Origin of the sequence: Kibdelosporangium banguiense (assembly GCF_017876405.1) — a bacterium.
Lineage (GTDB): Bacteria > Actinomycetota > Actinomycetes > Mycobacteriales > Pseudonocardiaceae > Kibdelosporangium > Kibdelosporangium banguiense.
In genome coordinates this window covers 3127633-3151933 of record NZ_JAGINW010000001.1, presented here as the reverse complement: position 1 = coordinate 3151933, position 24301 = coordinate 3127633, and the positions used below count along the sequence as shown (strand labels likewise).

Sequence of the window (24301 nt, the reverse complement as noted above, 5' to 3'; positions counted from 1 at the left end):
GGTCCAACAGGCGCGACTCAGCTTGCGTGATCACGAGGAGAACCAGTGGAAGTTGGGCAGGAATGGGCCTATCGAGCGAAGCAACGCGACCCAGTTGTCCAGGTCAAGGTCCTTCGGATCGGCACCAACCGCCCACCTCGGGTGCTCGTCAGGTTCGTGGCCGACCAGTTCGAGGGGCGTGAGGAATGGGTGCCGCCGGCTCGCCTGAAGACGTTGTGGAGCAGGGTCGACGACTGGTTGGCGAGCGAAGCTCGGTGGACAGCCCTTCACGACGCCTCGTGGCGTCATGGCGATGACGCAGAACTTCTCGCCGCCGAGCTCATCCTTGATGGACGGTCGTCTCTTGGCTGTGTCAGCATCGGGGGCTCCAGCGACAACGGCATCCTGTTCATCAACGATCTTGATGCGCTGTCTGCGAAGCTCAACCTGGACGCCTCTGAACTAACTCGTGATCCGTTGTGCATTCAGTCGGGCGACGGCACGTGGGCCTGTCCCTTTTCCATGATGCTTACCGTCGCCAAACGAGCTGCACAGGTGCTCGCTGACGAGATTCTTGCCGAGGTTGCGAAGGAAGAACGAAAAGCTCGTCAACGGGCCATCCACGGTGAGTACCACGGCAGCCGCCGCGGGGAGGAGTACTACTTCAGGCCTGAGGTCTGCGCAGAAGTTGACCAGCGCTACATCCCTGCTTGGCGGCTGATGCGGGAGTGGTGCGGCCAGGACGCTGTAGAGCAGCATACGGAACTCTCGGCGCTCCGCGAAGAAGTCTTTCGCCTCGGCAAGCTGGTCGAGCGGGCTATTACTGCCCTAGCCAAGCACGACAAGGCAACTGCACAGGACCTGGAGAAGGAACTCGGCGTCCCCATCGAGACGTTGCAGCGCAGCCAGCGCCCCAACGACTAGTACCGCGCATCTGGGCCGTATGGACTCCACCGGCCCAGGTACGGCTTCAGGTCCTGCGGCCGTGGCTCCGAGATACCTGGCTGGAACGTATGGCGGCGCAAGGGATCGATGCGGTCGGCATACGTCCGCGCCCATTCGATCCACGCGGTGACATCGCTGTTGGCATCGGCCTGGGCTGCCTGCAGCGCATCGCAGTAGGCACGTATGCGAGCGGCTTGTTCCCAACCGTCGACCTGTTCGGTCAGCGCCTTGATCTTGACGTCCTCGGCAAAGCGGAACCGTGCGGTCGCCATCGCAGCTTCGCAATCCTGTTGGCGCCGGGCTTCCTCCTCCAGTTTGGCGATACGCCGTTCCTCATCGAGCTGGGCGCGCGCCTCCAGCTCGGCGAGGACGTCCGTGAGCTTGCTTTCGAGCGTCCACCTGGCACGATCGGCCCAGCGCCGGCGACGCCCGCTGTACTTCCATTCATGCTTCAGCTCCAGGACGAGGTAGCCGGTGCCAACCTCGCGTTCGGTCGGCTGGACCCGTTGCCATGCATAGACTTTCTTTTGTTCGAGTTCCTCGGACGTCGGATACTGCTCGACGACTTCGCGCTGCTCGGATATTTGCGTGCCGTAGCGCGACTCGCCGCAGATCATCGTGATGCCATGGGCATCGTCCTCGAGCTCAGCCGAGTTGCCACGCCGCTCCCATTCGGTCAACAGCGTGTTCAGGATGCGGAGCGCCCGGTTGAGGCTGGCTTCGGTGACGAAGATCCGACCGGGTCGACGCTGCAGCTTGGCGACGAGCGGATGCACCTGGCCGATTGCATTGGGCACGTCCACGCGCAGGCGCGGCGCCCAGTGCCGTGCGTCGGGGTGCTCTCCTTTAACGAGTTCGATCCGGAGATCGCCGGTATCCCGCCCGCGGTGGCGAAGGTGATGTCCTCTTGGCAGGAGACCGTCCTCTTTGGCGGCGTGAATCGCCCGCCGCCAAGCCGCACGTGTGGGCGCTTCGGGATCGACCACCGTAACGACGCCTGCATTCTCTTGCAGCCGATCTATGAGCTGCTGAGCCGTGATCTCTAGTTCCGTCTGCCTTGGTCGAGTTCCTCTCGGTGTCCGGTTGCTCACCGAAGTCGACGGTGCGACATCGGTGTTGGTTGGACGATCGGGGTGGTGGCCATGCTCGATGTAGAAGGCACCAGCGTCGGTGAGCGTGGCCTGCCAGCCGCCACGCCTGTTGATGTCGAGCAAGCCGCGGTCACGGAGGGCGTCGGCTGACTGGCGGGTAGGACTGTCCGAATCGTGGAGGTCGTCGCCGCCAGCGACGCGCTGCAGGACGGCGAGCTGGCGGTCGTTGAGGGGATCCCATCGGCGCACTGGAGTAGTTCATCGCGTTTGCAGGGAAGTGGGTGGGGATTCGATCGGATGTCATCCGACCGTGCGACTTGGGGTCCGCCTGTCAACTCTAGGTGTCAGACGCACGACGCGCCCACTGACCTAAATTGGTCCATATAGCCTCTTGACGTGACCAGGCGACGCCTAGTTGTGCTCACACGTGCACATCGCTCGTACACGATCGGGTGAAGACCGGTCCAGAATCTCGGCATTTGGCGTCTCATTTTCGAGGATAGAGAACGACGTCGCTGAGTAGGCGAGGTCAGGGCCCTTCACTTGGGGTCTGTCGGATGGCCCGCCGTTCGTGCTCCGGTGGAACGTAGACTCGAACGGCGGGCTCGACACGCCGGACACGTTCGGCTGATGTCTGGACTAGCCTGCGCACGCATCGTGCGAACGGGCCACACTTTCGAGTGACGCTAGCCGGAAAGTGTGACACAGCTTGTGATCTTGACCGAGTCTTCTGTTGGATATTCGCAAGTAAACGTCGTAGCTGAAAGCAACCCTTCCACCGGAGCGGAAGCTGCGACGCAGACCCGACAGAGTTAACCCCGATTGCCGCACATGCATGGAATCTTTCGCAAATGCATAGATAGGACCTTGAGCTTGCCTACTCGCGATAATAAGTTCCAACTCTTGACGAAGGTAATTGCGCCCGGAACACTTACCGCAACAACGCTTTGTGACAAGTGGCTTGATATTCCTCCAACGTACCAGGAGCATCTTGATTTCACAAACACCGTATCCGCGATAGCTACAGGAGTTCAGCTCCTGCCAACTTTGTTGCGTGCAATCCTGTCGGATGACTTTGTAATCAATGTCAAACGGCGTTCAACCGAGGAAAAAGCTGAAAAATGACACCAGCGGAAAGGCGTTGACTAATCCGTGACCGAGATTGAGTCAATGCTGAGCATAGATGGCGAGGACGTTTCGTCCTCGCCATCTGGCGTTGCGCAAGACCCGCCTAGATTCGAGGAATTCTACACACGAACTTTTCCACTGCTCGTCAACTTTGTCAGGCGGCGGAACTTGAGCACAGCGTGTTCAGCCGAGGATATCGCTTCAGAGGTCATGTCTACGGTCTGGGAAGCATGGCGCCGTCTGAGCGTTCGAGCTGACGAAGATAAAGAGCATGTATATAAGCGAACACGTAAGTATGCGTTTGGGGTTGCAAAAAACAAGATCATTGATGCAAGGCGCGAGGCTCTCCGTTATCAAGGAGTCGGACACGGCGGGCCTATGCGACTAGACTATCTAGCCGTCAACTCGACTGCACCCAAAACGGCGCTCTTGGATGCAATCCAAACATCGATAGTGCTAACCAGTCAACAGCGGCGAGTGCTCGAATTGTATCTGCTGGGCTATAGCACAGCCGAGATTTCGAAAGGTCTTCGCGTAAAAGAGAGCACTGTAAGGACGCATCTCGCGTCCGCTCGAAATGTAATTCGCGAAGTACTTCAATCTGACCGCGTCGGTACCGACGAGCAATCACTGCAGCTCGAACAGTCATCGATAGCCAAGCGTCGAAAGTTTAATTTCGATCTGCGGGCGATTATCGCCACACTCTTGGCATTGTTCACCCTTGCAGGTGCAACCTTCACGGTTCAGAACGTTACCTTGTCCCAGCCGGCGAACCAGCCAGAACGGCTACCCACATTGCCGACCGATTTCGGTACACCCTCACCTGGCACTTCTCAGGGCAGCGTGCCGAATGGTGAGAGTCAGTTGCAGCCTAGAACATCTGACACGGAGGAACACGGCAGCCGAACCCGCTCAACCAGTGAAAGGGGTCAGGAGCCCACTTCTATAATAACTTCGAAAACAACACCATCGAATGCGCACTCGTCGAGTCCCTCGAATAGCCAAAGCTCATCACCGTATCCGAGTTCGCCGTCGACTCTGCCGGAGAACAAGGAGGGGATCATAGATATCCTATTGGATACACTTGGCTTGAAGTCATCGGTCCCTACTACCAGGTGAGATCAGCGCCAAGCGATGCAATGGGACGTTGGGTCGCACCGGTTCGGCGCAGAACGGCAGGTCGGGTCAAGCTGGCACGCCAGCCATCCCGCTTGCTGACGTCCGCCAGGCCGCGACCTCGGAGGGCCCGACGATCACGGTCAATGAACCTCTTGTGATCGGCGACGTGCGGACGCATGTGGTCATTGGCGACTGGTTGTGTTTTGTCGGCGGGACTTGGCATGTGATCACGATGAGCCTTTCTCTGCTCATCAGGGGACGCGGGTAAAACCGATCTTCTTGAGCATAGTGATGCTCCTAGTGCTCTCTGTAACCGACCTGCTGTGACCGAATACAATGGATTTGATCGGGCTACTGTCCGTCGGAACCTCGAGGCCGATCTTGCACTCCTCCCCGATCGCCCTACAGGCGGCCTCCAACGACTGAGTCTCGCCGTTAGCGAAATAGAACGTCGCGGTGTACTTGATGTTGGGCAGACCGGTGAAGACGACATTGGCCGCCGTCAAAGGCTTGGTGAGGATCAGTCTGAGCGGTACAGCATTGCAGGTGGTAATTGTGGACAGACTTGAACTGGCGAGGTAAATACCTGCGCCGGAGACCGGGATTCTTTCGGCTAGGCCTGGGCGGGAGATGCGGAGCGCTAAGCCCTTAGCGTCCCGACAATTAAAGGTGGCCTGTGACACCTCGGTGCTAACAACGACGCCGCGCTTGGACCAGGTCGTCCCGCTGACTAGCTCATCGAGAGGGAGCAACCTGCCGTCGGCGTCTAGCTGAAAGTCGACGATCGCGGCCGTTGCGACACCGTGCGGGGGCGCTGGCTGGGGTGAAGTCGTTGGAGCGTAGGGCTGGCCGTTGCTCGGGACAATCGGCTGACCGCTCGGGTTCTGAGGGTCTGGGGGATTCTTATTGGCGTTCGGGTCTTGGGGATTGGTTTGTTCCTCCTCAGCTTTTGGATCGGGGTTTGCAATAACCTGGGGGACAGTAGGAGATGTATCCACCAGGATGACAGATCCTGCTGCAAGCGCGATCGCAGCCAGTACGCCGGCCAGCGCGTACAACTGCTTGCTTCTGCGGCTGAAGGTCGGACGCACCACGGCTGGGGTGCCCGCAGCGGCAGGCAACACCCAGGGCCGAGGTTGTTCAGGTTCCTGGTGGTCCTCACCGCCACGCCGTTCGGATGACGAGCCGACGTCAGTGGCTGCCGTATCAACCGCGGCCCCTGCAGAGGACATGTTCGCGACTGAGCTGCCAGTGACCTCGCGCCTCTCGTCGGCGCAGCGCGTGACCCGTAGCTGCTTACGATGCGCCAGTTTCTGGCGAATCAGACGGCCGAGTCGGACCTCGGGCCGAGTCCCGATTGGCCTGGAGAACGCTGGCGTGTTGCGGAAGAAGGCGTTTCTCAGGTCAGAGCGGAACTTGCGGCTAGGCACCGGTTCCTCCTGCCTCTGCCTCCGCCAATGCGGAAGGTGGGCTGATAGAGGACGTTGCGGCCTCAACGGCCGACGCGTCACCGGCGACAGGAATTCGTGAACCTATCTGGTCAATGATCAGCGGGGCACACACGCCCACAGCGAGAGCTCCCATCGGGCCGTTGACCTGCTCCGACAGTCCAGCTGCTGTCGCCAGCCCGCAGCCTATGAACAACCGCAACCCGGCAGAGAGAAGGTGCGCGCCTAGCGATGGCTCTCCCTCCGCCTTCCAAGGCACACCGTGCACACGTCTGACGGCTCTGAACAGCTCGCTTGCTTCCACTCCCAGACCGCCAAAAGCCCCCCACCACAAGAGTTCGACGACAGTCAAGGCGTCCTCGATCCACACATATAACCCTCCGCTCCGCACCACCAGCGATGATCTATTTGCCGGCAGCACGCCCCTCGATAACTACTCATCGGCGACTGACCGCTGAAGTGTTAGCTCACGAACGGCAGATAGTGGAAATCTACCCGAAGACTAAGATCGATTTCACAAGCTTTCTAGCCGGTTGCAGACTAAGCACCCGAAGCTACCTGACGCCGAGCTCTGACCTAAAGATCTTTCAGCGCCAGTGGTTGCTTGTAGTTCACTACGTATTTCGTCCAAGGCGCCGCTACCTTGATCAGCGATATGCCAGGGCTCTCTTTGGAGTGAACTTTGAGCCGGAACCGTTCGTGCGTCCTACCGTCGAGGTGAGCGATGCAGCGGGAGGTAGGTGTGACCGATGACGACGGCACACACAAAGTGGGCTCGAAAAAGCGACCTATCACGATCAACCTGCCGCCAGGCTTGCCTGAGCCGTCACCCGAAGGCTGGAGGATCTTGCTCAAGATCCTCTGCGAGGTGACAGCTGAGCACGGATTCAAGTTTGACAAAATCCACAAGCTGGCGGCCGACGTACCGAGTGGCGAGGCAGGCGCTCCGCAGCCGTCCAGCTCCAGCCCACCATGAGATTTTGTGCAAGCCTCTTGACGGAGGAGTCCTGCCCTCTGTGGACAGCCGTTTGCCTCGGTTCGCGCTGTGCGATGAACTTAGCGTCATGGTCAGTAGCGATGTGGATCAGGTGGACCGGTGTTCTTGGTGTGGAGCGTGTTGTGAGCCAGCCGATGACCGCGTCCGACTCCATCTGCTCGGCGGAGCAGACACAGAGCGGCCAGCCACATTGGTGGTCGCCTGCTCCCCAGGACATCTCGCGCTCTTGGAGCACGCACACCGATATTCCTGAGGCTGGCCGAAGAACGCCTGTTTTGGCGATCCGCAGCCGGTGGCGCGAGGGCTTCGCCGACGCAGGCGACAAGCCCGAGCTCCATAAGTCGATTGAGTTCGCGAGGAGTGTAGGCACGATATTGAGGGTTTCAAGGCATACGCGGATGTTACCTTGATCCTCCTTTTGTCCTCTAATCGTAACCCTCCAACTCGTAGATGAGGCCGCAGTGCTTAAATGCGCCAAACGGGTGAACATGTGCATACATTGTAATGCCGTCCCGCTTAGTCGCGAGTGAGTAGACAACAGGGACACGATGACAGGGGACTTCATTGCTTAAGCAATACTCAGAGCCCGGGAGACCCCATGGCGGAGAATCACGATAAGGAAGATGCCGGCAAGGAGCCAGAGAAAGCTCGGGCATCTACCAGCCGCGGGACTGTAATCGCCACGATCACGGCCGCCGCCCTGACTGCCACTGGCGCAATCGTGGCGGCGATCATTACCGGGTCGAAGCCGCCAACGCCCGTTGGATCATCTGCACCATCGACGTCGAGCCAACTTACCCTGTCATCCACCCCAGAAACATCCTCACCAAGCACAGTAGTCTCTTCAGCATGTAGCGAGAGCTTTGCCGTCACCGCCCCAGCTGACATGACGAAGATATCGGCCAGTGGTGGTGCAGAATTCGCTGGGACAGCTTGCGAGGGCGATCGAATCTGGTTGCTCGACTATGATCCGACTGACGGTTACTACTATCAAGTAAATCCGGAACCGCTTCCAATAATTGCCGGAAGGTGGAGTTTTCATAATTCGCCTGTCGGCAATGTTGGCGACAAGAAGGGGACCATATACCCGGTCGTCGTCCTTCGTGTACCCGCACCGTGCAGCGATGCTCTAAAAGCGAAGGCGCCTGACAGTGATAACACGGTGAGGTTCAAACCACTACCCGCTGGGTGCCCCGACCGGAACGACACGACCCACGTTAAAACTGTGCGCCTGGTTAACGACGGACCGTGACTATGTGAGCGGTAGAGACTTATTACCTGGCCAGTGCGTAAATCAAGCCCTCCTGCGACTCTTTGCAGGCCCTCACGGCGAGCTCGTGGATGGTGAGCGACTCGCTTCGACAAGATCGGCGCGTCATAACCACGAAGGGCTTTGCCCCGTGCAAACGTACCCAGAGAGCGATCGGGTCGGGTTACGCATCATGGCGCCGTTGTTCCTCCTGCAGTACCCACACAAACGCAACGCCAGAGCGCGGGAAGATCCAGCCGTCGAAGCCGACGTCAACGGTCTTGGTCGGGACGTCGCTGGGCGCCTGCTCGATTCGTGACGCTTGACTGCCAGCAAAGTAGTCGAGGATGTTCACTCGACGGATGCCAGCGTCGGCGTAGGTCAGTCGGACATGCACGCCTTTGGTGGGACGTGGCAGGTCAAGGTAGAGCACGTGACCATGGCGCAGTACGAGGACGCGGTAGGTGTAGGCGATGGTCACAGGTTGATCGTTGGCCGCAGTGTCACCGAGGTCAACCCGGTAACTCTGAGCCCCGCGGTGCTGGGAGCGATGGACCTTCTTCTCGTGGCCATCAACCGAGAGCCGGAGGAGTTCGAAAGCCTCGGGCGAGGCAGCGTCCACTTTGGATGATTCATCAAAGTGCCAAGCGGAGGCGACGGTCGGATCTCGCAGCAACTCACGGTACTCACGTTCGTCAGCGACGCAGGCAAATCGCACCGTTGACCCAGTCGTGACGACTTTGTACTCCCAGCGAACAGTCGCGACGAACATAGAGACAAGTCCAGCTTTGGGACCAGCGGCCCATGGGCTGAGGGACACGTCGATGTCAACATCGTGCCAACGCTCGGGCGAACGGATCACTTGGTCGCGGAGGTCGGTGTACAGGTCATGAGCGAGCGCCTGATCACCAAGCCGAAGCGCCAGGGCGTTTGTGGCGATCCGGTCGAGAGTGTCATCGGAGGCGATGTTCTTCAGATCGTCAGGCTTGAACGCGAAGCTGCTCAGCAGGGCATCGCGGATGGCTGGGGCCTTGTTCTCGATGGCGCGTTCCAACTGTTCGCTCAAGAGCGCTTCGCTCTCTTTGCGAGTGCGGTAGTCGAGGTAGATGCCAACGAGGCCGGCTACGAAGAGCGAGGTGCCGATGTCGGGCAGAAAATCTGCGGCCCAGGTAGGGAGCCATGATGTCGACTCAATGGCCGTAGCAAGGGCGCGCACCACGATGCCAGCGATCATGAGGAAAACCGCAGCGAGCTGCAGTTTGGCTTTGTAGAGCTGACGGGACAGGCTTGGCATGTACAAGATCAATTATAGCAAGATTCGCCCGTGTTAGTAAATGCACATTCAAGTTCGCTCGCCCATGGTAGTTACCTTCACTATTGACCAATAATTTGCGGAGTGAAACAATGGAGCGTATATGGAAGAATCAAAAATTGCACAACTCATCACGGAACTAAAGGCTGATATGGTTCGCGGCTTTGACACCGTCGCCACGCGGCTTGACGACATAGATAAGCGCTTAACAGAGCATGACGAGCGCTTTGACGACCTGAACAAGCGGCTTGGCAGCCAGCAGGTTCGCAACGACGACCAATTCATGCGGCTGTACCGTCATATTGAGACCCGCTGCGACACCATCGAAGCGCTCATGGCAACGAAGGTACAAACAGAACAGCTCATCGAAATGGTGGACGGCGTCGCCAAGGTTGTCGAGAGCGATCATGTGGAAGTGACGTCCATAACGGCGAAGATGGAGCGCATTAAGGCGCGAATACATCGGCTCGAAAACCACACGCCACAACTCAGGCAGGACGCTGCCTAGTCTTATGCCAGCCAGCGTCGATTGAACCTTTCGTACACGCGGCCAACCGGGATGCTCACCGCCGGGACGGCAGACGTAGCGAGGTCAGTGTTCAATACCAAGCGAGAGCCCCTGGGTGCTACAGACGCCCAGGGGCTCTCGTCCTCACCTGCGGTGGCGGTCAGACGCCACCACCACCCCCACTCTTGGCGATCCGCATGGTCATCACCTCCTCGGTGTTTCGATGGGGCCTCACCGGGAAACGGTCCGTTTCACCGGGGACAATATCCTATTTTGGGATATCCAAGGCGGTTACTGTCCGCTTATGCCGTGGACAAGTCGATCTACTCGGCGGAGTATCAGCGCCTCTGTGCGCTCCTCCGAGATCTTCGGCTTGAAGCTGGGCTGACACAGGTGGAAGTAGCCGAACAGCTCGACGAGCCGCAGTCGTTCGTCAGCAAGTACGAGTCCGCCGAGCGCCGGCTGGATGTTGTGGAACTGCGGCATGTTGCTGAGGCTTTGGGCACGTCACTGCTGGCCGTTGTTGAACGGCTCGAACGTGGTCTGTAGGTGACCGATGCCCTTGGGATTGATCCTGACGAGTTGATGCGTGGACGGCGCCCGCCACGCTTGACGCGCCGTAGCCGCCTTGCAGATCGCATCGAAGTTCTTTCTCTATATCGAAGATCCAGTGGACATCTCGGTCTGGCCACCCAACCAACATGCGCACAGCATCTCACCCCCGCACCGTCTGCAGAGGAGCGACGACTCGCACGACCGAACGCCGCGCTAGCAGGCTGAACCGTTCGCCGCGGTCGATCTGTTTGACGCCATGCATGAAGTCGCGTGTGGCCGGGAACGCCACCAGCGTGCCTTGCGGCGGCCGGAGTTCTAGCGGCGGCTGCTCGAAATAGAGAGCCCCGCCCTCGTACGCATCCGGCCCGTTCAAGAACAGGAGTGTGGTGAGATCGCCGCCAATGACCGGCTGACCGTTGCTCTCAGCTCGTTCGAGTTCGACCTCGGTCACTTCGTCGTGGTGCGTCACGAAGCCCACACCGATACCGTAGCGGTAGATCAGCTGCGGCTGGCCATCGATCGGCGCGCTCTCGATGCCGAAATACTCGTCGACACGATCAGCCACCAACTTCAGGACGACGTCGGCCAGCTCGGCTGGCACTTCCACGAAGGCGCAGTTGCGCTGGGACTGGTCGACGACGCCTTGGTAGCTCCGCGGTAGTGACTCCGTCGATCGGAAGTAACTGAGCAGATCGTCACGGAGCTGTTCGGGCAGAACGTTTTCAACAACAAGCGGGCCGCGCAAGTGCCATGGAGCGCTATCCATGTGGGCTTACCCTTCTTCAGTCCACCAACGAGTTCCGTCGGGCGTGTCTTCGATCGTGATGCCGCGCTCCAGGAGACTGGCACGGATGGCGTCTGCCTCGGCGAACTTCCGTTCCTGGCGCAGCGTGCGCCGCTCGGCAAGCAGCGCCTCGATTTCCTCACTGTCGACCTTGTGGTCTTCCAGGTCGAAGGCATCGAATAGATCATTTATGTCTGCGAGCAGCGCCTGCGCCGCAGGGCCCGGCATCTCCCCGCTGCGGTTCTGTTCGCGGATGTAGTCAAAGAACACCGCAAGCGCGCCGGGAGTGTCGAGGTCATCGTCCAACCGCTCGAAGAAGCGCTCACGGGTGCGCCTGACGAGCGCGATGCTCGCCTCCGACTCGACGTGCGACGGATCGATCAGCCGAGCGAAGTTCTCGACGCGCCGTCGGGTGTTGCGAGCGTTCTCAATCGTGATGTCGCCAAGCTCCATCGATGAGCGATAGTGCTGGCTCAGGAAGGCAAAGCGGAGCGTGCGGAAGTCGGTGCGTTCCAGCACATCACGGATGGCCATGAAGTTGCCGACGCTCTTGGCCATCTTGGCGCCAGCCACTCGCAGCAACCCGCCGTGCAGCCAGTAGCGCACCAGCGGCGACTGGCCGGACGCCGCTTCCATCTGGGCCACTTCAGCTTCGTGGTGCGGAAAGATCAGGTCGACGGCGCCACCGTGCAGGTCATACTGCGGTCCGAAGAGCGCCTCGGTGATGGCGGTGTCTTCGATGTGCCATCCTGGCCGCCCCTCCCCCAACGGCGTGTCCCAGCACGGTTCGCCAGGCTTGCGGGCCTTCCAGAGCGCGAAGTCGCCAGGGTTGCGCTTCTGCTCGTGCTCGTCGATGCGGGCGACGGAGTCTTCAGCCTCGACTTCGGTGCGACCGGACAGCTTGCCGTAGTCCGGAAATGTCGACAGATCGAAGTACCAGCCGTCGTCGAGCTGGTAGGCGTGGCCACGCTTAACAAGCTCCTGTACTTGCGCCACGATCTGGTCGATGTAGTCGTGGGCACGGGCGTAGATATCGACGCTGGTGTTGTGCAGCGCCGCCATGTCCTCGAGGTAGGCGGCTTCGTATTGCGAGGCCAGTTCGCGCGGCTCGACATCGAGCTCGGCTGAACGCCGGATAATCTTGTCGTCGACGTCGGTGATGTTCTGCGCGTACGTCACCTTGTAGCCGCGCTTTTTGAGATAGCGCGCGATGAAGTCGAATTGCGTATATGTCTTGGCGTGACCGACGTGGCTAAAGTCGTACACAGTTGGGCCGCAGACAAACATTTTGACGACGCCATCTTGCATCGGTACGAAGTCGTCTTTTTGTTTCGTCAGGGTGTTGTACAGCCTGAGACTCATTTTGAATTGTCCTCTGTTAATCGATGACCTGTTTTAGGTGCGCACTAACAACAGGCGCAACAGTCCGCCACGACTCGGGTAACGAGCTGGCCAGACATGCCACAAGATCGACAGAGGATCCACATAGCGAAAAGTTTACTACGTCACGGGTTACGTCAGCGAGCGAAGCCTCCACCTCATCGCTGACGGCGTCGGCAAAGGTGCGCTCCCGCAGCTGAATGCGCGAATAATAGCCACGGCGGTGTCGGGCGGCTGCAGGTCCAGTCGTTGCCAGGCCATCGACGCTCTGACAAAAGGCGGTCAACGCCCGGACGCGACGCTTGAGATCAGACATCGACGTGGGATCGCACCGGATCGCCTCCTGCAGGAGTTCGGCTTGTTCGATGGAGATCAGCGACCGGCTGACCAAGTGCGCGAGCTTCCACTTCCTGTTCGGGATCAGCAGGCCGCTCATGGCGTACACGCAGTCAATGACCTCATCGATGGCCACATTCAGGATATGGTGCCCGCTCGACGATCCCAGGCGACGAGCCTGCCGGAACGGCATGGTGGTGATGTCCCAGGTAAGACGGTTGGCTAGCCTGACGTGCTCGTCTGCCAGCTGACTGAGGCTACGGCGGGCTTTCTCGTCGACGAGCTGCTGAAAGCGCCCTTCACGGTCGGCGATCACCTCCCGTTTGTTGAGGTAGGCGTCGCACTTGTCGCCATTCCACACCGTCCGAGGATCTGCCTCGTACTGGTAGATCATCTGGTGAACGTTGACTTCCATACGTCCCCACGGAACCGGCACGTGGAAGAGGAAATTCGGCACCCAGTCGGGAATGCGATCGGCGAGCAACTGGTAAGTGTCGCTGCGCCGCGGCCGCCACTCTGAGGCGGCCATCGGGATGTCGAGCACCAAGGAGATGTCGAAGTCGGATTCCTCGTCAAAGTGGGTGGGGTTGGCTGACGTACAGGCGCTCGATGACAGCACGAGCACCGCCTGGACGTCGGGCTTCGCGGCCAGCGCGTCGAGGAAGGGCTGCATGACTGCTCGTGCCTGGGTGAGTGTCTGGTTCGGGACCGCGTCCTCCATCACAGGCCTCCAGCCGGGGAAAGCGCTGGCGCGCAAGGGCGAAGTGACCACGAGGTCTGCAAGGCGGCCAGTATGGCTGTGCCCTCGGCGTTAAGCGATTGGCCGTCGGACGCGGTAAGGCTTCGCCGCGTCACCACGCGCGCGAGCACCGCGCCCGACTCCAAAACGGTGCTGGCGCCTGGCAAATCAGCGAGCACGACTTCGTCGGGACCGCAATCCAACAGGCCGACACCATCGCGACGCCACAGCAAGCGGCTACTCCGCAACGAATAGACACCCGGCTGCGGCCGCACCGACAGACACATGCCATCTGGACCGGTATGGCGAACGATCAGCTGGGTCCCCTGGATGGCGAGACCCCCCGATCGCTGTTCTGTGCGGTGCCCATACGCCTCCAAGACATGTCGCACCAGCGTCGGCACCACACCAGTTTCCAACTCGATCTCACCGAGCAGCCAGGTTGAGGCTTGGATGCGGCCGTTGACTTCAAGCACGGTGACGCATTGCTCGTCGACTGCAACGTCGACACCGAAGATGCCGTGGTATCCGCGAGCCGCCAATGCCTGACCGATACGTCGCACAGCCAAGTGGCAGCGCTGCAAGATCCAGGCAGGCAAGGTCAATGGAGCACCAAAGTCGCTACCGGCGTACGCCCCGAACGCCGCACCAACTGAGGCGAGATTGGTCAGCTGTACCGACGGGCGGGTTACGGCAACGGTGTTCGTACCGGTCACGAGGCCGTGGATGTTCACCGTCCGGTCACCGACGTAGCTGCTGGCGAGCCAGGTTTCCACCTGCGGATGCTGCGCCACTGCACGCTCCAGTTCACCGGTGGTACGGACCAGGTATGTCCCGACCCCTGCTGAGCCGGTTGGAAGCTGCAGGACGAAGGGCGACCCCAGGCGCAGAACCAGCTGGGCGTAGCGCAGATCGGCTCGCCTGACAGCGAACGATCGCGGTACCGGTACCCGAAGCTCTCGTAGCCACCGCCGCATCCTGATCTTGTCGACGAGTTCAGGTAGCGGCCACGAAGCAAGCGACGGCGCCACCGTGAGCCCGTGGGCGTCCGCCAGTGCTGCCCGCCAGTGCTCGGTCAAGGTGTAGGGAATTAGGCCGAGCGAGCCCATTGCGGGTGATGCTGCGATGAACGGATTCACTAACGGCAGCAAGGCATCTACGTCGACACCACGCCAGCGTCGCCGGCTGCCGAGGGCGTGCTCTAGTGACACAACGTCGGTGCCGAATCGCGAAGGCCAGTCGGGGGCGGCATCCTCGCACGACCACAACTGATTGAGAGCCTCCAAGCGAAGGAGCGGCAGTAGATCGATGGGCCGCGGCGCCAAGCCGACAAGGGGCAACCGCTGCACGGCCTGACAGGCTCGTTCGACGGAATCGATCGTTCTACTCATGAGACGCCTACCCGGTGAGACAGATCTGCGAGGAACCGGCCAAGCGTGGTGGCCACGCCGCCGTGGGTCCGCTGCACGTTGGTGAGTCCTGAGCTGCTGTTGCCCTCGATGATCAGAGGGCCGTCTTCGCCGATGGCAATGTCCCAGCCAATCAGGGTGATCTGCGGGAAAAGGCCAGCAGCGCGTTCGGCAAGCGCCACGACTTCTCGAATGGCCTCGATCTTGCGGCCATCGAACCTGACGCCCGATGCCGGATGTATGTGGTGCCGGGTGAATGATTCATCGAAGGCCACTTTGGACAGTTCGCCTGATTCCTTGTTGACGGCGAGGTACAGGCCGCCGTCGTGGGCGTTGTCGACAAGCCCGGTGCCCGCTCCAAGTTTGAGGATGCAGTACTCAACCTGAGCGCCGTTGATCGGATGCCAGATGGTAATCACCCGCACCGTGTTGAGTGACTGGGCGTTCAACTCTGCCAGATTGGCATGCTGACGAACGAACCGTTCAACCAGCCATGGCCCCCACACGTGTCCGTATTGCTGAAGCGACACCTCTCGTCCAGCTTCGTCGTGAAACACGCCGTCGGAGTAGGTCAGCACCATGACGCCATCGCCGCCGCTGGAGTACCGCGCGGGCTTGATCACCACAACCTCGCCGTCGGGCACGACGTCGCCCAAAGCACTGGGATTAAAGGGACTCCCTTGGGCATCGATGCACTGCTCACCGTCGCCGCTCAGCAACAGCTTGGCCTGCGGCACTCCGGCATCGCCGAGCATCCGCTTGCACACCAGTTTGTCGTCGAGCAGCACCGAGTCCCGGTTCACCTTCGAGAGCAGCCGGTAATAAAAGACGGTCTCCGGCAGGTACGAGAGCAGCTGTCTCAAGTCGTAGCCGCGCTCGTAGAGGCCATAACGCAGGTAATGGAACGGCAAGCACCGCCAGCGAAGCCCCAGCAGTGCCGCCTCGCCGATGCACTGAGGCAATGGCTTTCGGTTCTCACTGCGCTGAAATGCTGCAAGGTAAGCGATGCGGCTGCGCCTGACCTGGTACCTGAACCAGTGCGGAAGCATCAGCCGAGGAGCGACCACGCGGCGATACTGCGCCTCGAACTTGGCTACCTGCAGATTGAACTTCACGCTGTCCCCCTCAGTGAAGCCCCCGGCACAGTGATGCCAAGCAGCGTCAGCATGTCGCTGAGGCCGGCGGCCGCGGTGGTGTCACTGCCACCGATAAGTAGGGACTGCGTCATGTCACGAACCGCCCGCATGGCTTCAGGCGCGTCAAGGTCGTTGTCCAGCGCGGCCTGCACGCGCGCCAGGTACGGCCGCGGATCGGCGCCATCAGGTCGCGTTACGGCATGATTCACCTGGTCGAGCAAGCGCGCGGCGGCCTGGAGAACGTCGTCGCGCCACTCACCGCCAGTTCGATAGTGGTAGGTCATCAGGGCAATGCGGATCGCGGCGGGGTCGACCCGCTCGATGAGGTCACGCACGAACACCAAGTTGCCGAGTGACTTCGACATCTTCTCGCCGCCAAGCAGCATCGGCGCGGTATGTACCCACTGGCGCACAAACAGTTCGCTGCCCAGCGCCGTGCTCTGGGCGTTCTCGCATTCGTGGTGCGGGAAGATTAGGTCGGTGCCGCCGCCATGGATGTCAATGGTTTGACCAAGATGCTTGTAGGCCATAGCGGTGCACTCGATATGCCACCCGGGCCGGCCGTACCCCACGGTGGTGTCCCACGCAGCCGGATCCGCCTTGTCGTTGATGACTCGCCACAGCAGGAAGTCGAGCGGATGACGTTTGCCTGTGCGGTCCGGATCGCCGCCGCGAATGCGCGCAAACTGGGTCATGAGCTTGGCTGAGTAACCGCTGGTTCTTCCGAATGTCGGGAACTGGCTGACGTCGAAGTAGATGTCGCCGTCGAGCATGTAGGCCACGCCGCGGTTGACCAACTCCTTGACCGCGCTCGCGATCTCGTCGATGTGCTCGCTCGGCTTCGGTTCGACGTCAGGGTCCTTGAGGTTGATCGCCCGCATCATGCGCTGGAAAGCCGCCGTCTCGTGCTTGGCAAGCTGGAGGTAGTGCATGCCGAGCTCGCTGGCCTTGACGTACATCGGCTCATCGACGTCGGTGATGTTCCGCACCAACCGGACGCGTGAGCCCAGACTTTCGAGCCGCCGCTGGAGAAGATCGTAGGTCAGGAACGTGAAGGCGTGACCGATGTGCGCCGACTCGTAGGGCGTGATTCCGCAGACGTAGATCAGCATCTCGTCCTTGAGCCGCACGTTCGTATGCGCGCGAGTGGCGGTATCAAACAGCCTCATCGGCCCCTCCTCTCACTTGTAGTCACTCCAAAACCCTTGGCACGTCATGAAGGCTTTGCTAGGAGAGCGCTCCGTCCCAGATGGCCCGCTGGCACTTCGTGCATACGCTCGCGTTTCGATCACAGACAATTCGGCTGACGGTCGTCCGATGGCCACATGCCGCGGTCAGGAACACGGGTGTTTCGTCAGGAAGCAGCCAGGCGTGTACCAGGCCGTCCCAACCCGAACGCCACCAGTGCCACTCCACGCGCCGGCCTCAAGCCCAACAGATTTGAACGACTGCGTGACGCTGTCTGGTGTTGCCTAGCGCCCGATCGCCCGGTACCTGGCCTTGAGTCCACAGGCCGCGATCGACTCCCACGGCGGCAACGGGCTCTTCAACGCACCAAACGGGGGCGGCACTATCCAGCGCAACTCCTCGCTGCCGCAGGTTGGGCTGGGTGGCAACGGAAACGTGGTCCCGGCCCCAAGGTGCTTCACGCCGCATGTCGAGAGCTTCAGCAGCTGGTCGTCGTTAGGTGTTGGCTGTTTCGGCTGACTGAAGAAGGCCCACGTCGACGACTCATCAGGCTTGGCTGCTCGCACTTCCACGATTGGCGCCATCAGGAGATGGACACGTAGCAACTGGTTGACTTCACCCCCGAACCCGACCGGCATCGTAGTGACGTCAAGAACATCGCCGCACATGACCATGACTTCGCCACCCTCCATGGTGATAGGCCATCCAAAGGACTCGGCGTAGAGCTGCGCACCCGGTGGAAGCGGGGAGTGGACCGACTCCTGGCGGGCCCCGGTCGGCCCACTCCCCTTATATGCGGCCGGAAACACCAATGCGGGGGAGGCAGGGTTTCCGGCCGTTGGTTCGGTCGAAGGCAACATCACGGTCTCCATCCGCGCGGACTGTGGCGCCCCTCAGCCATGGCTACGAGATCAAGCCTGGACATAAGGCAGCCGCTCCAAACACCGGTCTGGTCAATGGCGGCACCCAAGCGCCGGGGCTGGAGCACTGCCGAGCAGTACTGCGTTTGTGAAACGCTCGGCGTCCGTCGGGGAGACGACTCTTCCGACGCCCGGGTGCCTGGTAACCAGCCTGGCCACGTCATGGCCAAAGTGGAATGAACCGGTGTTGGCCCGGTGTGGTACTCGTGGCGTTACCCTGTGTTCAGGCCTTGCCTCCGAGGTGAACCAAGGGGTACCTAATGGTCGCGGTCGAGCGTTGGACTGGCGCCGAAACCAAGGCGCTGCGCCTGGCCATGCGCCACACCGTCCGCGGCTTTGCCGAGCACCTGGGCGTCGGACCCAAAACCGTCTCCAAATGGGAGCAGCGCGGCGACACGATCACCCTGCTGCCCGAGACCCAAGAGATCCTCGATACCGCCCTGCGGCGCGCACCCGACGAAGTACGGGAACGGTTCGCAGCGTCAGTCGAGGTGCGTTCCGAGATCGCCGACGTTCCCAGTGAACCCCTTGACAGAGATAGTGCTGGCCTGCCTCCAGAAACAGTCCTTGTGCCGGTGCAGGTCAACGGCCGGGAGGTACTGGTGGCTATTCCTCGACGAACGTTGTTGCAAGCAGGCCTCGGAGCCGCCCTGACTAGTTTCGCGATGCCGGAGGGTGGGCTGGGAGTACTAACCGGTCCACCTCTGCCGGCTGACGCGGCAATGAACCTGCCGTGGTCACGCGACGGCATGCTGCGTGTGGTGGACGGGTGGGTCGAGTCTGGCTTGATCGATCGTCGGCCGCTGCCTGTGATTTCCGGGAAGGCGCTTCGCAGGGCGACAGCCGACTACTGGAACGACGGGCCGCAGCAGCTTCCGTTGCCGCTCACAACTCCTACAGGCGGCGTCGGCCACGAGGTGCTGGAGCAGATTGAACAGAGCATCCCTGCGCTCCAACGGCTGGACGACGCCAACGGTGGTGGAGCGCACCTAGCGTACGTCGGTGCGTACTTCCGCTCGGTTGCCGTCCTCCTCCGCCAAGGCAGCCACCCGGACCGTGTCGAGCGTCGATTGTTCGCGGCACTCGCCGACATCGGGCAACTGGCTGGGTGGATGGCCTTTGATGCTGGCAAGCACGGCTTAGCCCAGCGGTATTTCTTCACCACGTTGCGTGCGTCGAAAGAAGCTGGATACCGGTCGATGGCGGCGCATGTCTTCGCCGACTTGGCATTTCAAGCCGCCAGCCGAGAACAATCCGGCGATGCCATCGGGCTTGGCGAAGCGGCCGTTCGCGTGGCAGCCGGCGAACCGGCAACCCTCCGAGCGTCTGTGGCGACGCGACTCGCCTACGGCTACGCCGTGGCCGGGCAGCTCAAGGACTTTGAGCGCTCTTACCAGATGGGCTTGGAAGCACTCACCGATCGGGGCGAAGACGAACCAGCCTGGATGTACTTCCTGACGCCGAACCACCTCGATACGCAGGCGGGATATGCCCTGGTGCACGCCGGTGTCCTGAGTCAGGATGCTGATGACCGCCAGATGGCCGATGCTCTCCTCGATCGCGGTGGGCAGCTTCTTGATACCGGCGCACACAACCGCTCGCTTGCTGATGCTTCACAACGCCGAGCGATGTTCGAGGGCTCTTGGCTGGCAGTCGCTGCCGCCAGTCGTGGCGATCTTGTCAACGCCGTGGCGTATGGACAACAAGCGGTCGCCCGTACTGCACGGGTGCAGTCACCGCGGAGCATGGACGTCCTCGGGAAGCTGGCTGGCAGGCTTCGCTGGCGGGCACAGGACCGGCACGTCAGCAGTTTCCTGCCTGAACTTGAGGCAGCCTTGAGCCAGTAGCCGCGTCAACGGGCAAGCGCGCTGCCGCATCCTGGCGACTACTGTCAGCTGTATGGATGTCCTTGTCATCGGTGCTGGTGTCATCGGGCTGACGACCGCCACTACCCTGACCGAGGCCGGACATTCCGTGCGGGTGCAAGCGGCGGAACCACCAGACCTGACGACTTCGGCAGCAGCCGGCGCGCTCTGGGGGCCATGGCTCGTCGAGCCGCATGATCGGGTGTACGCCTGGGCTGCCCATACCTTGCATGTGTTGACAGAGCTGGCCGATACACCGGGAACGGGCGTACGGCTGGCGAGCGGCAAGGACGTCTCGATGGCCAAGCATGAACCGCCAGACTGGTTCAGGTTGCTGCCGAACCTTCGATCGTGCACGGAAGATGAGCTGCCGCCGGGATACCGCCACGGCGTGCACTACACAGCGCCGCTTATTGACATGCCGACGCACCTGGCCTATCTGATGAAGCGTCTCCAGGCGGTTAGCGTCGAGATCGAGGTCGCCGCAGTCGAATCGCTACAGGACGCCAGCTCGATGGCGCCGGTGGTCGTCAACTGCACCGGACTTGGCGCCAGAAAACTCGCTGGTGACGACCAACTCTTCCCGATCCGCGGCCAGCAGTTGGTGGTGAGCAATCCGGGTCTCACCGAGTTCCTGGAGGTCGATACCGGAGACTCCCCGGATTTGATCGCCATCTACCCGCACGGTGACCACGTCGTGCTTGGTGGCACTGCTGAACCAGGCTCAAGGAACCGTGAACCGGATTTGGCCACGGCCGAGAGCATTTTGGCACGATGCGCGGCAGTACAGCCGTTGCTCAAAGATGCTGTGGTTCTTGAGCACCGGGTTGGCCTTCGCCCTACCCGGCCGGAGATTCGGCTTGAGGAAGAACACTTCGTCACAAGCAAGGTCATCCACAATTACGGGCACGGCGGGGCGGGAGTGAGTGTGGCGTGGGGATGCGCGGCGACAGTGACGGAGTTGGTGAGCCGACAGTAACGTGAGCCGCCGAAACTGGTTGATGCTGATCACGCTGTCGATCTGTTGGGGCGCGGCCTACCTCGTCATCGCCTTGGCACTCCAAAGCTTCTCGCCGGTGGTGGTCGTCCTTGGCCGCGTGGCCCTCGCTGCCGCGATGCTTCTGCCGCTTGCGCTACACCGCCGCGTACTTGCACCGCTGCGTCAGCATCCGTGGTGGGTGCTCATCACGGTGCTGCTGCAGGCTGCGGTGCCGATGACGCTTTTGACCTATGGACAGCAGTGGCTCTCCACGGGCCTGACCGGGATTCTCATTGGGGCGCAACCATTGTTCGTCGCTCTGCTGGCGCTGCGGTTCGATCCGGCTGAACGTCCCCAAGGCATCACCGGTGTCGTCGGCCTACTGCTCGGGCTCGCGGGGTTGGTGCTGATCTTCGGCGTGGACATCCACGACGGCTCCCACATGTTGCTCGGCGGTATCCTCGTGACCGCGGCCGCCCTCTGCTATGCGATCGGCTCGATGCTAATTCACCGCAAGCTGGTCTTTGCTGAACCGCTTGGTGTGGCAACAGCCGCCATGTTGGTGGCCACCACCGTGCTGCTGGTGCCGGGCATACTGTCGCTGCCGGCGAAACTGCCGTCGCTCCCCAGCTCGCTGTCGCTGCTCGCGCTGGGCATCGTGTTTACCGGCTTCACGCTCAGGCTCTTCTACGGCCTGATCGCGAGAGCCGGACCGGCCAGGGCGACGTTGGCGTTCTACCTGTCGCCCGGCATCACGGTGATCCTGGGTTGGGTGTTACTCGACGAGCGGATCACGTGGTCGACGGTCCTGGGGCTGGCGGCGATCGTGGTGGGCTCGGTGATGGTGGGGAGACGATCTGGCGTGGTGGAGCGGAGCGGGGTGTAGGGAGCCCCACGCCCAATCCTGCCAACACGGTCGACCATATGGACTGCTAGGCGGATGCACCACGAAGTGCGCCACGGGTTGCTATGGCGAAGCAAATCTAAAAGTCTCCAAGTATCACCTGAGCATGACTGTCAAGCCCAAGCCAAACAACAACTACCATGAAGAATCCGAGCACCACCGCCGGGTGGCTGACATTGGCCGCCCGGCGCTTGCAGTTAGATCGTCGACGTCGTCGAAATACTGACTCGTCCTGCTTGAAGTGCGCAAAAGTCTCCTGGCCTCGGACTTTTGCCTGGTAATCGTAGGCAAGGCGACGTAGCGCGACGCGGAGGGACTTACGTGTCATAGCAGTGTTCATAATCACCTATAATTATAGACTTTCTGCCTCTGTTTATCAATGACCTTCCCCGCTAGGCGGCTTCAGTCAAAACCCTTCTCCGTCGACCCACAAAGCAGATCAGGCCATGTTCTTGGTACAGCGCAGTTTGATCGAATTCTCTTGCTAACCGGCTCATGTCGTCCGATGCGACAATGATCATCTTCTTCTCGGCTGGTACGTCTTCAGGCACAGGCGTGATGACCACAAAGGCACCGTTCGGCGCTAATAGCTGATGTACCTTTAACAAGAAAGCAGGCTTATCTTTGATGAGCGCGTAGACGAACTTGCAGGTGATGAGGTCATAAGATTGATTCACAAGCTTGCTCAGGCCGCCGCACTCGATGTCGAGGTGCAGATACTGTAACCGCCGCCGCGAAACGGTAGTGAGCTTTCGCGCAATATCGATGGCACTTTCGGAGACATCTATGCCAACTACATTGAAACCCCGGTGATACAGCTCTCTCGTCAATTGACCTGTACCACACCCGACATCCAAACAGCGACCACCCTGAGCAGTATTGGCAAATCTCAGCAGCGTAGAGATAGCGCGTGACGATATCATCCGGAAGTCTCTACCAGTTTCGTAGCATTTACTCCAATACGCATCTACCTCATTACTCATACGAAAACCTATTTAATTACTTGTCTTCCACCTGGCACCCACCGCTGCGGACGCCCAGGTGGAAGACGAATTATCTAACTGCAGCTGTCGCCGCCACAGGTGCTACTGGCGTCACAACTCCCGTCGCCACTACAATCCGTACCCAGATTAGTCCACAGTGGCTCGTCAACGGTAAGGCCGTGCCGCTTGAGTGCGGTAATGGTACGAGCGACATTGCCCTTACCATAATCCACGCCCTCTTCATCAGAGGGATAGTGATGAATAAATCGCCCGCCAGTTATCTGAGCACAGAACTCGGCATACTCCTTGGTGTAGAGGATAAAGGTATGCCAGCCGATATCGACCAAGGATGACGGCACATACGACTCAGTGCTTGGCCGTTCGGCGCACAGTTTCAAGAACCCAAGCGTCTGATCCATGATGCGTTCTGCGAGCATCAGGTTCACCTCTCCATCACGAGCGATGCGCCTTGTCAGGCGAACCCAGAGCTGATTGGCGATAAGATCTTTGTTGGTCAGATCGAGGTCGACAGCAGGTTCAGAGCTAATCGCAGACATTTCACCATCCCTTTCACTATGAATTATTGGACCGAACTAGTCAATGGCGCGACTTTAGGGCTACGTTGTCAATTCCTCCTCTCGGGATGCGTCAAGTTGTGGACAATCTTGGAAATTCAGCTATCGGGCACACATTGAAGAGTGCTTGCGCATCAGCCGGCCCGCTCTGAATGACTCGTTCGATGGCGCGTTGACGATGAACATCTGGCACGACAAATAAGACATAGGGGAAGTAACCATCCCACTGACCCGAAACGGAGGCCTTCCAGTACCGCACGCACTTCTCTTGGATTTTGTCGGCATGCTCGGTGCCGCGGTCGATCTCAAGCCACGAAAGCAACTTATTTCCGCGATGATTCAGCTCAACATAGGCGTCTGGCGTGAGCAGCTGATCTCCCACCGTTTTATGACACTCAGGCTCAGTTACAAACTCGACGACTTCCAGCAGCCCACTGCCCTCAACGCGCTTCAAGGCTACGAGGCAGTCAGCGATGGCCAAGGTATGCAAGTTCACGGCGCGTGGCGCCCAGTAGTCACCTGGTTTGTTTAGCAACTTCCAACCTTGGCGACCAAGCTGGTAAACGTACTGCCCTGACCCACCGTAGCTCCCACCAACAAGCCGCTGCAAACGCACCAGGTATTTGCGCTCGGTCAGCCGTTTAAGCGTCCGGTCGAGCGGTGTTTTTGAAGCCATGTCAGCGAAGGCTAAAGCGCGTATCTGACTCGTCGTCAACTGCCGGAACTGACCGATCAGCCTCACCACGGCTAGGTCACGCCGAGGGAGCTGCGA

General features: G+C 60.4%; 22 protein-coding genes. 9 read left to right on the top strand and 13 right to left on the bottom strand.

The genetic code is table 11. The features are described 5' to 3' along the window. The first annotated feature begins 45 nt into the window (after positions 1-45). Positions 46-903, top strand: a complete 858-nt coding sequence (locus tag JOF56_RS15100; protein WP_209638257.1) for a hypothetical protein — start codon at positions 46-48, stop codon at positions 901-903. Here JOF56_RS15100 and JOF56_RS15095 read toward each other — a convergent pair. Next, complete coding sequence (locus JOF56_RS15095) at positions 900-2264, bottom strand: hypothetical protein (protein ID WP_209638255.1); 1365 nt, start codon at positions 2262-2264, stop codon at positions 900-902. The genes JOF56_RS15100 and JOF56_RS15095 overlap by 4 nt on opposite strands. 654 nt (positions 2265-2918) lie before the next feature. On the opposite strand from JOF56_RS15095, the gene JOF56_RS15090 reads away from it, so the two are divergent. Both JOF56_RS15090 and JOF56_RS60685 read left to right on the top strand, forming a co-directional pair. Beyond that, a complete protein-coding gene (locus JOF56_RS15090; protein ID WP_209638253.1) occupies positions 2919-3140 on the top strand; it encodes a hypothetical protein in 222 nt (73 codons plus the stop codon). Positions 3141-3185: 45 nt separating this feature from the next. Further along, on the top strand, positions 3186-4262 hold the full coding sequence (locus JOF56_RS60685) for an RNA polymerase sigma factor (protein WP_372448381.1): 1077 nt from the start codon (positions 3186-3188) through the stop codon (positions 4260-4262). 251 nt (positions 4263-4513) lie between these two features. On the opposite strand, the gene JOF56_RS15080 is transcribed toward JOF56_RS60685, so the two are convergent. Beyond that, positions 4514-5320, bottom strand: a complete 807-nt coding sequence (locus tag JOF56_RS15080) for a dihydrolipoyllysine-residue succinyltransferase component of 2-oxoglutarate dehydrogenase complex (RefSeq protein WP_209638249.1) — start codon at positions 5318-5320, stop codon at positions 4514-4516. 1132 nt (positions 5321-6452) lie between these two features. On the opposite strand from JOF56_RS15080, the gene JOF56_RS15075 reads away from it, so the two are divergent. Next, positions 6453-6686: a hypothetical protein gene (locus JOF56_RS15075; RefSeq protein ID WP_209638248.1), complete on the top strand. Its 234-nt coding sequence runs from the start codon at positions 6453-6455 to the stop codon at positions 6684-6686. A gap of 1454 nt (positions 6687-8140) precedes the next feature. Here the strand turns inward: JOF56_RS15075 and JOF56_RS15070 are convergent. Further along, a complete protein-coding gene (locus JOF56_RS15070) occupies positions 8141-9250 on the bottom strand; it encodes a hypothetical protein (RefSeq protein WP_209638229.1) in 1110 nt (369 codons plus the stop codon). A gap of 121 nt (positions 9251-9371) precedes the next feature. Here JOF56_RS15070 and JOF56_RS15065 point away from each other — a divergent pair, with 121 nt between their 5' ends. Both JOF56_RS15065 and JOF56_RS60095 read left to right on the top strand, forming a co-directional pair. Then, positions 9372-9776, top strand: a complete 405-nt coding sequence (locus tag JOF56_RS15065; RefSeq protein WP_209638227.1) for a hypothetical protein — start codon at positions 9372-9374, stop codon at positions 9774-9776. A gap of 309 nt (positions 9777-10085) precedes the next feature. After that, the gene (locus JOF56_RS60095) at positions 10086-10325 is read left to right on the top strand and encodes a helix-turn-helix domain-containing protein (RefSeq protein ID WP_209638225.1); all 240 of its coding nucleotides are present in this window, start codon (positions 10086-10088) and stop codon (positions 10323-10325) included. Between the two features lie 166 nt (positions 10326-10491). On the opposite strand, the gene JOF56_RS15055 is transcribed toward JOF56_RS60095, so the two are convergent. From JOF56_RS15055 to JOF56_RS15025, 7 genes are all read right to left on the bottom strand, one after another. After that, positions 10492-11076: a 2OG-Fe(II) oxygenase gene (locus JOF56_RS15055; protein WP_209638223.1), complete on the bottom strand. Its 585-nt coding sequence runs from the start codon at positions 11074-11076 to the stop codon at positions 10492-10494. Between the two features lie 27 nt (positions 11077-11103). Continuing rightward, positions 11104-12477, bottom strand: coding sequence for a cysteine--tRNA ligase (cysS, locus tag JOF56_RS15050; protein WP_209638221.1), 1374 nt, complete (start codon positions 12475-12477; stop codon positions 11104-11106). 16 nt (positions 12478-12493) lie between these two features. Next, complete coding sequence (locus JOF56_RS15045) at positions 12494-13552, bottom strand: hypothetical protein (protein WP_209638219.1); 1059 nt, start codon at positions 13550-13552, stop codon at positions 12494-12496. Then, on the bottom strand, positions 13552-14961 hold the full coding sequence (locus tag JOF56_RS15040) for an ATP-grasp domain-containing protein (RefSeq protein ID WP_209638218.1): 1410 nt from the start codon (positions 14959-14961) through the stop codon (positions 13552-13554). The genes JOF56_RS15045 and JOF56_RS15040 overlap by 1 nt, the downstream gene beginning before the upstream one ends. Further along, complete coding sequence (locus JOF56_RS15035; protein ID WP_209638216.1) at positions 14958-16094, bottom strand: sugar-transfer associated ATP-grasp domain-containing protein; 1137 nt, start codon at positions 16092-16094, stop codon at positions 14958-14960. Before JOF56_RS15035 ends, JOF56_RS15040 begins: the two co-directional genes overlap by 4 nt. Then, positions 16091-17284 (bottom strand): cysteine--tRNA ligase, encoded by a 1194-nt coding sequence (locus JOF56_RS15030; protein WP_209638214.1) that lies wholly within the window; start codon positions 17282-17284, stop codon positions 16091-16093. The genes JOF56_RS15035 and JOF56_RS15030 overlap by 4 nt, the downstream gene beginning before the upstream one ends. A 303-nt stretch (positions 17285-17587) precedes the next feature. After that, on the bottom strand, positions 17588-17995 hold the full coding sequence (locus JOF56_RS15025) for a hypothetical protein (protein ID WP_209638212.1): 408 nt from the start codon (positions 17993-17995) through the stop codon (positions 17588-17590). A 488-nt stretch (positions 17996-18483) separates the two neighbouring features. Here JOF56_RS15025 and JOF56_RS15020 point away from each other — a divergent pair, with 488 nt between their 5' ends. The 3 genes from JOF56_RS15020 to JOF56_RS15010 are packed head-to-tail and all read left to right on the top strand — an operon-like array spanning position 18484 to position 21953. Next, positions 18484-20070: a helix-turn-helix domain-containing protein gene (locus tag JOF56_RS15020; RefSeq protein WP_209638210.1), complete on the top strand. Its 1587-nt coding sequence runs from the start codon at positions 18484-18486 to the stop codon at positions 20068-20070. 52 nt (positions 20071-20122) lie between these two features. Next, positions 20123-21067: an FAD-dependent oxidoreductase gene (locus JOF56_RS15015; protein WP_209638208.1), complete on the top strand. Its 945-nt coding sequence runs from the start codon at positions 20123-20125 to the stop codon at positions 21065-21067. A gap of 22 nt (positions 21068-21089) precedes the next feature. After that, positions 21090-21953, top strand: coding sequence for a DMT family transporter (locus JOF56_RS15010; protein WP_209638206.1), 864 nt, complete (start codon positions 21090-21092; stop codon positions 21951-21953). A 410-nt stretch (positions 21954-22363) separates the two neighbouring features. Here JOF56_RS15010 and JOF56_RS15005 read toward each other — a convergent pair whose 3' ends face one another. The 3 genes from JOF56_RS15005 to JOF56_RS14995 form a co-directional block, all read right to left on the bottom strand. Continuing rightward, positions 22364-22954: a class I SAM-dependent methyltransferase gene (locus JOF56_RS15005; RefSeq protein ID WP_209638204.1), complete on the bottom strand. Its 591-nt coding sequence runs from the start codon at positions 22952-22954 to the stop codon at positions 22364-22366. Between the two features lie 74 nt (positions 22955-23028). Further along, positions 23029-23511 (bottom strand): glycine-rich domain-containing protein, encoded by a 483-nt coding sequence (locus JOF56_RS15000; RefSeq protein ID WP_209638202.1) that lies wholly within the window; start codon positions 23509-23511, stop codon positions 23029-23031. A 91-nt stretch (positions 23512-23602) separates the two neighbouring features. Then, positions 23603-24271: a replication-relaxation family protein gene (locus tag JOF56_RS14995; protein WP_209638200.1), complete on the bottom strand. Its 669-nt coding sequence runs from the start codon at positions 24269-24271 to the stop codon at positions 23603-23605. Between the last annotated feature and the right edge of the window lie 30 nt (positions 24272-24301).

What these genes read in the sequence shown, in the direction of transcription:
- JOF56_RS60685 (WP_372448381.1), top strand. Translation starts at nt 3,186, where the DNA reads ATGCTGAGCATAGATGGCGAGGACGTTTCGTCCTCGCCATCTGGCGTT.
- JOF56_RS15070 (WP_209638229.1), bottom strand. Translation starts at nt 9,250, where the DNA reads ATGCCAAGCCTGTCCCGTCAGCTCTACAAAGCCAAACTGCAGCTCGCT.
- JOF56_RS15065 (WP_209638227.1), top strand. Translation starts at nt 9,372, where the DNA reads ATGGAAGAATCAAAAATTGCACAACTCATCACGGAACTAAAGGCTGAT.
- cysS (WP_209638221.1), bottom strand. Translation starts at nt 12,477, where the DNA reads ATGAGTCTCAGGCTGTACAACACCCTGACGAAACAAAAAGACGACTTC.
- JOF56_RS15045 (WP_209638219.1), bottom strand. Translation starts at nt 13,552, where the DNA reads ATGGAGGACGCGGTCCCGAACCAGACACTCACCCAGGCACGAGCAGTC.
- JOF56_RS15040 (WP_209638218.1), bottom strand. Translation starts at nt 14,961, where the DNA reads ATGAGTAGAACGATCGATTCCGTCGAACGAGCCTGTCAGGCCGTGCAG.
- JOF56_RS15030 (WP_209638214.1), bottom strand. Translation starts at nt 17,284, where the DNA reads ATGAGGCTGTTTGATACCGCCACTCGCGCGCATACGAACGTGCGGCTC.
- JOF56_RS15025 (WP_209638212.1), bottom strand. Translation starts at nt 17,995, where the DNA reads ATGGAGGGTGGCGAAGTCATGGTCATGTGCGGCGATGTTCTTGACGTC.
- JOF56_RS15020 (WP_209638210.1), top strand. Translation starts at nt 18,484, where the DNA reads ATGGTCGCGGTCGAGCGTTGGACTGGCGCCGAAACCAAGGCGCTGCGC.
- JOF56_RS15015 (WP_209638208.1), top strand. Translation starts at nt 20,123, where the DNA reads ATGGATGTCCTTGTCATCGGTGCTGGTGTCATCGGGCTGACGACCGCC.
- JOF56_RS15010 (WP_209638206.1), top strand. Translation starts at nt 21,090, where the DNA reads ATGCTGATCACGCTGTCGATCTGTTGGGGCGCGGCCTACCTCGTCATC.
- JOF56_RS15005 (WP_209638204.1), bottom strand. Translation starts at nt 22,954, where the DNA reads ATGAGTAATGAGGTAGATGCGTATTGGAGTAAATGCTACGAAACTGGT.
- JOF56_RS15000 (WP_209638202.1), bottom strand. Translation starts at nt 23,511, where the DNA reads ATGTCTGCGATTAGCTCTGAACCTGCTGTCGACCTCGATCTGACCAAC.